At 72.9% G+C, this 7,746-nt stretch carries 8 protein-coding genes; 4 read left to right on the top strand and 4 right to left on the bottom strand.

Annotated features, from left to right (window positions below; translation table 11 throughout):
- Together GA0115240_RS33020 and GA0115240_RS33015 are read left to right on the top strand one after the other, a co-directional pair.
- Window positions 1–1,219 (top strand): Pls/PosA family non-ribosomal peptide synthetase (locus tag GA0115240_RS33020; RefSeq protein ID WP_346268008.1); only part of this gene is annotated, 1,219 nt, incomplete at its 5' end.
- Window positions 1,220–1,274: 55 nt separating this feature from the next.
- Entirely contained in the window at window positions 1,275–2,624 is a 1,350-nt protein-coding gene (locus GA0115240_RS33015) for a M1 family metallopeptidase (protein ID WP_093742512.1), read from the top strand.
- Window positions 2,625–2,657: 33 nt separating this feature from the next.
- On the opposite strand, the gene GA0115240_RS33010 is transcribed toward GA0115240_RS33015, so the two are convergent.
- Entirely contained in the window at window positions 2,658–2,849 is a 192-nt protein-coding gene (locus GA0115240_RS33010) for a DUF6381 family protein (protein WP_161302627.1), read from the bottom strand.
- Window positions 2,850–3,020: 171 nt separating this feature from the next.
- Between GA0115240_RS33010 and GA0115240_RS33005 the strand changes: the two genes are divergently transcribed.
- Together GA0115240_RS33005 and GA0115240_RS33000 are read left to right on the top strand one after the other, a co-directional pair.
- Window positions 3,021–3,890: an alpha/beta fold hydrolase gene (locus GA0115240_RS33005; RefSeq protein ID WP_093742511.1), complete on the top strand. Its 870-nt coding sequence runs from the start codon at window positions 3,021–3,023 to the stop codon at window positions 3,888–3,890.
- Window positions 3,891–4,222: 332 nt separating this feature from the next.
- The gene (locus GA0115240_RS33000; protein WP_093742509.1) at window positions 4,223–4,825 is read left to right on the top strand and encodes a DedA family protein; all 603 of its coding nucleotides are present in this window, start codon (window positions 4,223–4,225) and stop codon (window positions 4,823–4,825) included.
- Window positions 4,826–4,870: 45 nt separating this feature from the next.
- Here GA0115240_RS33000 and GA0115240_RS32995 read toward each other — a convergent pair whose 3' ends face one another.
- From GA0115240_RS32995 to GA0115240_RS32985, 3 genes are all read right to left on the bottom strand, one after another.
- Window positions 4,871–5,875, bottom strand: a complete 1,005-nt coding sequence (locus tag GA0115240_RS32995) for an ABC transporter substrate-binding protein (protein ID WP_202451976.1) — start codon at window positions 5,873–5,875, stop codon at window positions 4,871–4,873.
- A 199-nt stretch (window positions 5,876–6,074) separates the two neighbouring features.
- Entirely contained in the window at window positions 6,075–6,827 is a 753-nt protein-coding gene (locus GA0115240_RS32990) for an amino acid ABC transporter ATP-binding protein (RefSeq protein WP_176725240.1), read from the bottom strand.
- A 17-nt stretch (window positions 6,828–6,844) separates the two neighbouring features.
- A partial coding sequence (locus GA0115240_RS32985) for an amino acid ABC transporter permease (protein ID WP_107407255.1) occupies window positions 6,845–7,746 on the bottom strand: 902 nt, incomplete at its 5' end.

The following is a 7,746-nucleotide window of genomic DNA, read 5'->3' as shown; positions in this document are numbered from 1 at the left end:
CCTCGCCTACGCGGCACTGCTGGTGGCCGCCGTGCGGCTGCTGAGCATCGGGCTGCGGCCCGGCTGGCACCCGCTGCACAGCCGGACCGGCTGGCAGTCCTGGACGGTGAGCCAGCTGATGGACGCGGCGCGCGAGACGCTCTTCCCGCTCTACGCCGGGCTGATCACGCCCGTGTGGCTGCGGGCGCTGGGCATGAAGGTCGGCAGCCGGGCCGAGGTGTCCACCGTGCTGGCGCTGCCCAGTCTCACCACGGTCGGCGACGGGGCCTTCCTGGCGGACGACGCCCTGGTCGCCCCGTACCAACTGGGCGGCGGCTGGCTGCGGATCGGGGCGGCCGAGATCGGTGAGCGGGCGTTCCTCGGCAACTCCGGTATGACCGCGCCGGGTCGGGCGGTGCCCGACCGCGGCCTGGTCGGGGTGCTGTCGGCGACCCCGAAGAAGGCCAAGGAGGGCCGCTCCTACCTGGGGATGCCGCCGGTGCGGCTGCCGCGGTCGACCGACGACGGCGACCAGAGCCGTACCTACGAGCCGCCGGCCCGGCTGGTGTTCGCGCGCGGGCTGGTGGAGGTGTGCCGGGTGGTGCCGGTGCTGGCCTCCGCCGCGCTGGCCGTACTGACCCTGGCGGCGCTGGTGCGGCTGGCCGCGGTGGTCGGGCCGGGCTGGGCGGCGCTGCTGTCCGGCTTCGTCCTGCTGGGCGCCGGGATCGCCGCCGCGGTGGTGTCGATCGCCGCCAAGTGGACGCTGGTCGGGCGCTTCCGCGCGGTGGAGCGGCCGCTGTGGAGCGGATTCGTGTGGCGCAACGAGCTGGCCGACACCTTCGTCGAGGTGCTGGCGGTGCCGTGGCTGGTCGGTTCGGTACCGGGCACTCCGCTGATGAACCTCTGGCTGCGCGGCCTGGGCGCCTCGGTCGGCCGGGGTGTGTGGTGCGAGAGCTACTGGCTGCCCGAGGCCGACCTGGTCACCCTGGAGGACGCGGTGAGCGTCAACCGGGGCTGTGTACTGCAGACCCACCTCTTCCACGACCGGATCATGCGGATGGATACGGTGGTCCTGCGCGAGGGCGCGACACTCGGCCCCGGCGGCATCGTGCTGCCGGGCAGCGAGATCGGGGCCCGCAGCACGCTGGGTCCGGCCTCGCTGGTGATGCGCGCCGAGTCCATCCCGCCGGACAGCCGGTGGCTGGGCAACCCGGCGGAGTCGTGGCTGGGACAAGGATGAGGCACGGCTGGACGGGGCACGGTCCGTCCGCCGACCGCAAGGGAGCGCAGGACCGTTGAGTCACAAGCAGGCGGCGCCGGCCACGGACCCGTACTTCCCCGCCAGCGGCGACCCGTGCTACCGCGTCCACCGCTACGAACTGGCGGTGGACTACCGGCCGGTGTCCAACCGGCTCAAGGGCACGGCCCGGCTCAGCGCGGTGGCCGGCCGCGACCCGCTGCGCGAGTTCTGCCTCGACCTGGCCGCGGGTTTCCGGCTCGGCGGCGTGGTGGTGGACGGGCGGGACGCGCACTGGACCCACCGGGCCGGCAAGCTGCGGATCCGCCCCGCCAAGCCGCTGGAGCCCGGCGCGGCCTTCACCGCCGAGGTGCGCTACACCGGCAACCCCAAGCCGGTGGGCAGCCAGTGGGGCGGCCTGGGCTGGGAGGAGCTGACCGACGGCGCGCTGGTGGCCAGCCAGCCGGTCGGCGCCCCCTCCTGGTACCCGTGCAACGACCGCCCGGCGGACAAGGCGTCGTACCAGGTCGCGGTGACCGCCCCGTCCTCGTACACGGTGGTCGTCGGCGGCCGGCTGATCGCCAGGACCACCCGGGCCAGCAGCACCACGTGGGTGTACGAGCAGCCGGCGCCCACCTCCAGTTATCTGGTGACGGTCTCGATCGGGCGCTACCAGTCGGTCCGGCTGACCGGCCGGGCGTCCCGCTTCGATCCGCGCCGGCCGGTGCCGCAGACGGCGTACGTGCCGGCCCGGCTGCTGGCCGAGTTCGGCACGGACTTCGGCCGGCAGCCGCAGATGATGGAGTTCTTCGAGGACGTGTTCGGCGCGTACCCGTTCGAGGAGTACGCGGTGGTGGTCGCCGACGAGGAGCTGGACGTCCCGGTCGAGGCGCAGGGCATGGCCACCTTCGGGGTCAACCACCTCGGCGGCCGGCGGCACTCGGAGCGGCTGGTCGCCCACGAGCTGGCCCACCAGTGGTTCGGCAACAGCGTGTCGATCGCGGACTGGCGGCACATCTGGCTCAACGAGGGCTTCGCCAAGTACGCGGAGTGGCTCTGGTCGGAGCACGCCGGCGGCGCCACGGCCACCGAGCACGCCGCCGACGCGTACACCCGGCTGGCCCGGCAGCGGCAGGATCTGCGCCTGGACGACCCGGGGCGGCGGCTGATGTTCGACGACCGGCTCTACGAGCGCGGCGGGCTGGCCGTGCACGCCTTGCGGGTGGCGCTCGGCGAGGGCGCCTTCTTCCGGATGATCAAGGGCTGGACGGTGATACACCGCCACGGAGTGGTGACCACCGACAGTCTCGCCGCCCACGCGCAGCAGTACACGATGCTGCCGCTCGACGGGGTCTTCGAGGCGTGGCTGCGCAATCCCGCGCTGCCGCCGCTGCCGACCGGCCGGTGAGGTCGCCGTGCGCGCACCGGCCGGCCCGGGCTGTCACTCGGTGGGGTAGATGTCCCCCGCCGCCATCATGCTCTCCTGCTCGCTGTCGGACTCCAACTGCCGCGCCTGCTGCCGGAGCCGCTCGCGCTCGGCGGGATCGCCGGTCCGTTCGGCGTCCTGCCCCGCTTTGCGTGCCTGCTCGCGCATCTCCTGGATGTGGCGGTGCGCCGCGTCGGTCTCCTTCATGATCGAACCTCGCTCCGTGCGCCGAGAGGTGTCCCTTCCAGCAAACCAGGACCGGCGGGTCGCTGCCACCGCTGCCATCGCTGCCACCGCTGCCGCGTCCGGCCGCGGGCGTGGCGCACGTCACCCGGGGCGATCGGCCCCCGAACGGGCCGGGACATCCGATAATCCGGTATGACCACGATCTCGACGCCCGACGGCCGCCTGCTGGACATGGCGGTCTCGGGTCCCGACGGCGGAACGCCGCTCGTCTTCCACCACGGCACTCCGGGCGCCGTGCCCCCCGTCCGGTCGATCGAGCGGGCGGCGCACCGGCGGGGACTGCGCCTGGTGACCTTCTCCCGGCCCGGATACGGCGCGTCCACCCGGCTGCCGGGGCGGGCGGTCGTCGACGCGGCCGCCGACGTACGGGTGCTGCTGGACCATCTCGGCGCTTCCCGCTGCCTGGTCGGCGGATGGTCCGGCGGCGGCCCGCACGCGCTGGCCACGGCGGCCCGGCTCCCCGACCGGGTGGCCGGGGTGCTGTCCATCGCGGGCGTGGCGCCGTGGGGGCTGGCGGAGTTGGACTTCACCGCCGGGATGGGCGAGTTGAACATCACCGAGTTCGGGCTGGCCGTCGAGGGCGAGCCGGCGCTGCGCCCGTACTTGGACCAGGAGGCGGAGGGGCTGCGCGGAGCCGACGCGGCCGGTCTGCTCGCCGGGATGGCCAGCGTGCTGTCCGAGGTCGACCGCGCGGTGCTGACCCATGAGCTCGCCGAGGACATGCAGGCCGGCTTCGCCGAAGCACTGCGGCTCGGCGTGGACGGATGGCTCGACGACGACCTCGCCTTCACCGGGCCCTGGGGCTTCTCCCTCGATGAGATCACCGTGCCGGCCTTCGTCTGGCAGGGCACCGAGGATCTGATGGTGCCCTTCGCCCACGGCGCGTGGCTGGCCGGCCGGGTGCCGGGCGCGGTGGCGCATCTCGAACAGGGCGAGGGCCACCTGTCGGTGAGTGTCGGCGCCATCGACCGCATGCTGGACGAGCTCGTCGCGGCGCTCTGAACCGCCGGGCCCGGCACAGGACTCCGAACCGCGCGCCGCGCCGCGCCCGGCCGGGTGACGGGCGCCGCCGAGGCCCCCTTGCGCGCCCGCGCCCGCGGACACTGCGGGCGCGACGCGCGGAAAGGGGACCTCGGCCGACCGCCGCGTGCGAAGGTCGTAGAGGATGATCAGGTGCCGACGGCACGCTCACCGCTCTGTTCCTCCCCGCCCATCGGGGGCCGAGTGAGGAACTGGACTACTACATAGTGTAGTAGTTGGTGAGGCCGGATCAGTTCCGGGCTGAGACTTTCTGTGGGAGGGGGCGGGGCGTGATAGCTGACGCGGTCAATCCGATGAACGGCGCGTCGGTGCTGTCGGGCTTCGGAGCGCTGGGCGTTCTGCTGGTGATCTTCGCCGAGTCGGGGCTGCTGGTGGTCGGCTTCTTCCTGCCCGGCGACACGCTGCTCTTCCCGGCCGGGCTGCTGTGCGCGGGCGGCCGGCCCGGTACGCATCTGTCGCTGTGGCAGGTGCTGGTGTGCGGCGCGGTCGGGTCCATCGCCGGCGCCCAGGTCGGCTACCTGATCGGGCGGCGCGGCGGCGCGGCGCTGCTGGCCCGCACGGACAACCGGCACCTGGAGAAGGGCATGGCCCGCGCCGAGGAGCTGCTGTCCCGGTACGGCTACGGGAAAGCGATCGCGCTGGGGCGGTTCGTACCGTTCGTCCGCACGGTGCTGAGCCCGGCCGCCGGAGCACTGGGCGTGCCGCTGCGGACGTTCACCGTCTGGCAGATCGTCGGCGCCCTGGCCTGGTCGCAGAGCCTGGTGCTGGCCGGGTACGCGCTGGGTTCCTCGGTGCCGCACATCGACCATTACCTGCTGCCGCTGGTCGCGTTCATCGTGGTCCTGTCGCTGCTGCCGCTGCTGGGCGAGATCCGGCGCTCCCGGCGGCGCCGGTGAGCGGGCCGGCGGCGACCGGGCCGGCCGGCCGCCGCCCGCCCCGGCTCAGAAGGTGGTGGGCGGGTTAAGGACAGACGTGCTGACCGCGGTGCCGGCCACACCCCACTTGGCGAAGATCCTGGCGTAGTCGCCGCTGGCGATCAGCTTGTTGACGGCGTCGCGCAGCGCCTTGGCGACCGGCGAGTCCTTCGCGGTGACGAAGCCGACCGGGGTGGTGCTGATCTGGCCCAGGTACTTGGTGTACGCCAGGTGCAGGGCGTCGTACTTCAGGCTCAGGGTCGGACCGAAGAAGACGTCCACCTTGCCGTTGGCCAGGCCGAGGAAGATCGGCGCGTTGTCGGTGAAGTACTGGACCTTGTAGGGGCTCTTGCCGGCCGCGGCGCACTTCGACGCCCCGTCGGTCAGGATCTGCTGGAAGGTCGAGCCCGGGCTGGTCGCCACGTTGAGGCCGCACAGGTCGGTCAGGCTCCGCACCGCGTCCGGCGCGATGTCCTTGGCGCCGAGGAAGGACTGCCCGTCGTCGAGGTAGGTGGCGAAGTCGACGACCTGCTCGCGGGCCTTGGTGGCGCCGAAGTTGTCCATCCCCACGTCGTACTTGCCGTTCTGCACACCGGGGATGACGGTGGGGAAGGTGCCGTACTGGATGTCCAGGCCGACCCCGAGCACCTTGGCGACGGCGTTGCGCAGGTCGATGTCGAGGCCGACCACCTTGCCGCCGGTGTCCTGGCCGCCGTGCGGCAGGCCCGAGGTGCCCACCACCCGGCTGGTGCCGAGGATGAGGCTGCCGCGGCTGCGGATGTTCGCCGGCAGTTCGGCGGTGAGCGCCGGGTCGGGCCGGATCGCCGAGACGACGTCCTGCGCGGGGATCGCCGTCCCTCCGGCGGAGCCCGCGGCGGCCGAGGTTGACCCGGGCGCGCCGTTGCCGGCCGGCGCGGCCGTACCGCCGCCGGAGCCGCAGGCGCTGAGCAGGGTGAGGACGGCGGCGGTGGTCGCCGCGGCGAGGGCGGTACGCGACAGGGGGCGGGCGGGGCGGCGTCCGTCGGTGGTCACGGAGGTTCCTTTCGGGGCGGTGACAGGGTCAGCGGGCATGGCGGGGGCGGCGCGGGCGCGGCGGGTCGGGGCGGCGCGGGGCGGAAAAGCGCCGGTGAAGCGGCCCGGGAGAGGTCCGGAGGAGGGGTCCCGAGGCAGAAGTCCGAGGCAGAAGTCCGAGGCAGGGGCCCGAGGCGGGGGCCTGGGCAGGGGTCGGTCGTCAGAGGACGGCGGCGAGGAAGGCGCGGGCCCGGTCGTGCCGGGGGTTGTCCAGCACGTCGCCGGGCGGGCCGGACTCGATGATCCGGCCGCCGTCCAGGAACACCACGGTGTCGGCGACTTCGCGGGCGAAGCCGATCTCATGGGTGACCACGATCATGGTCATCCCGCCGTCGGCGAGATCCTTCATCACGGCCAGCACCTCACCGACCAGTTCCGGGTCGAGGGCGCTGGTCGGCTCGTCGAACAGCAGCAGTTCCGGCTCCATCGCCAGCGCCCGGGCGATCGCGACCCGCTGCTGCTGGCCGCCGGACAGCTGCCGGGGATAGGCGCCTTCCCGTCCGGCCAGGCCGACCCGCTCCAGCAGCGCGCGGGCCCGGGCCGCCGCCTGCTTCTTCGGCACGCCGTGCACGGCGACCGGAGCCTCCACCAGGTTGTCCAGCACCGTGAGGTGCGGGAAGAGGTTGAACTGCTGGAAGACCATGCCGACCCGGGCCCGCTGCCGGGTGATGGCGCGGTGCGCCAACTCGTGCAGCCGGCCGTCCTGGTAGCGGTAGCCGATGATCTCCTCGCCCACCTGCACGAAGCCGGCGTCGGGCCGCTCCAGGTGGTTGACGCTGCGCAGCAGTGTGGACTTGCCCGATCCCGAGGGTCCGAGCACGACGGTGACCTCGCCCCGGCGCACGTCCAGATCGACGCCGTCCAGCACCTGATGGGCGCCGAAGCTCTTGCGCAGCCCTCTGATCCGCACCAGGGGCGCGTCGGTCGCGGTCATCCGATTCCCGCCAGTTCGGTGCCGGTCCGGCCGAGCAGCGGCGCGTTGCCCCGCAGGAGCTGCCAGAAGCCGCGCCGGGTACGGCCGTTGCCGCCGCCGCTGCCGCGGGCGAAGCGGCGCTCCACGAAGTACTGCCCGACCGAGAGCAGCGTGGTGAGGATGATGTACCAGAGGGTCGCCACCAGCAGCAGCGGGATGATCAGGTAGTTCTGGTTGTAGATCAGCTGGGACGAGTAGAGCAGGTCCTGCACGGCGATGACGCTCACGATCGAGGTCGCCTTGAGCATCCCGATCAGCAGGTTGCCCGAGGCCGGCACGATGGCCGGCATCGCCTGCGGCAGCACGATCCTGCGGAAGATCCGCGCGTTGCCCAGGCCCAGCGCCTGGGCCGCCTGGGTCTGGCCGCGGTCGACGGACAGGATGCCGCCCCGGACGATCTCCGAGGAGAAGGCCGCGACATCCAGGGTGAGGCCGACGTAGGCCGCCAGGATCCCGCTGAACAGGTGCGCCGTCCGCACCGTGGCGACCGCGGGGCCGAAGGGCAGGCCGAATGACAACTGCGGGTAGAGCGAGGCGAGTTCGTACCAGAAGAGCAGCTGGACCAGCGGCGGGACGGATCGCAGCAGCCACACGAAGCCGAAGCTCAGCGAGCTCAGCACCGGGTTGCGGGACAGCCGCATCGCGGCGACGGCGATGCCCAGGAGGTAGCCGGTGGCCATCACGGCCGCGGTGAGCCAGAGCGTCAGCTCCAGGCCGCGCAGGATGGATCCGCTCAGGAAGTAGTCGCCGACGGTGGCCCATTGGAAGCGGCGGTTGGTCAGCACGGTGTGCACGAACATCGCGAACAGCACCAGCAGGACCAGCGCGGACAGCCATTGGCCGGGGCGGCGCAGCGGGA

Source organism: Streptomyces sp. DvalAA-14, from assembly GCF_900091855.1.
Classification (GTDB): Bacteria; Actinomycetota; Actinomycetes; order Streptomycetales; family Streptomycetaceae; genus Actinacidiphila.
Note: the sequence above shows the minus strand (reverse complement) of the source record. Positions and strands in the feature narration are given on the sequence as shown.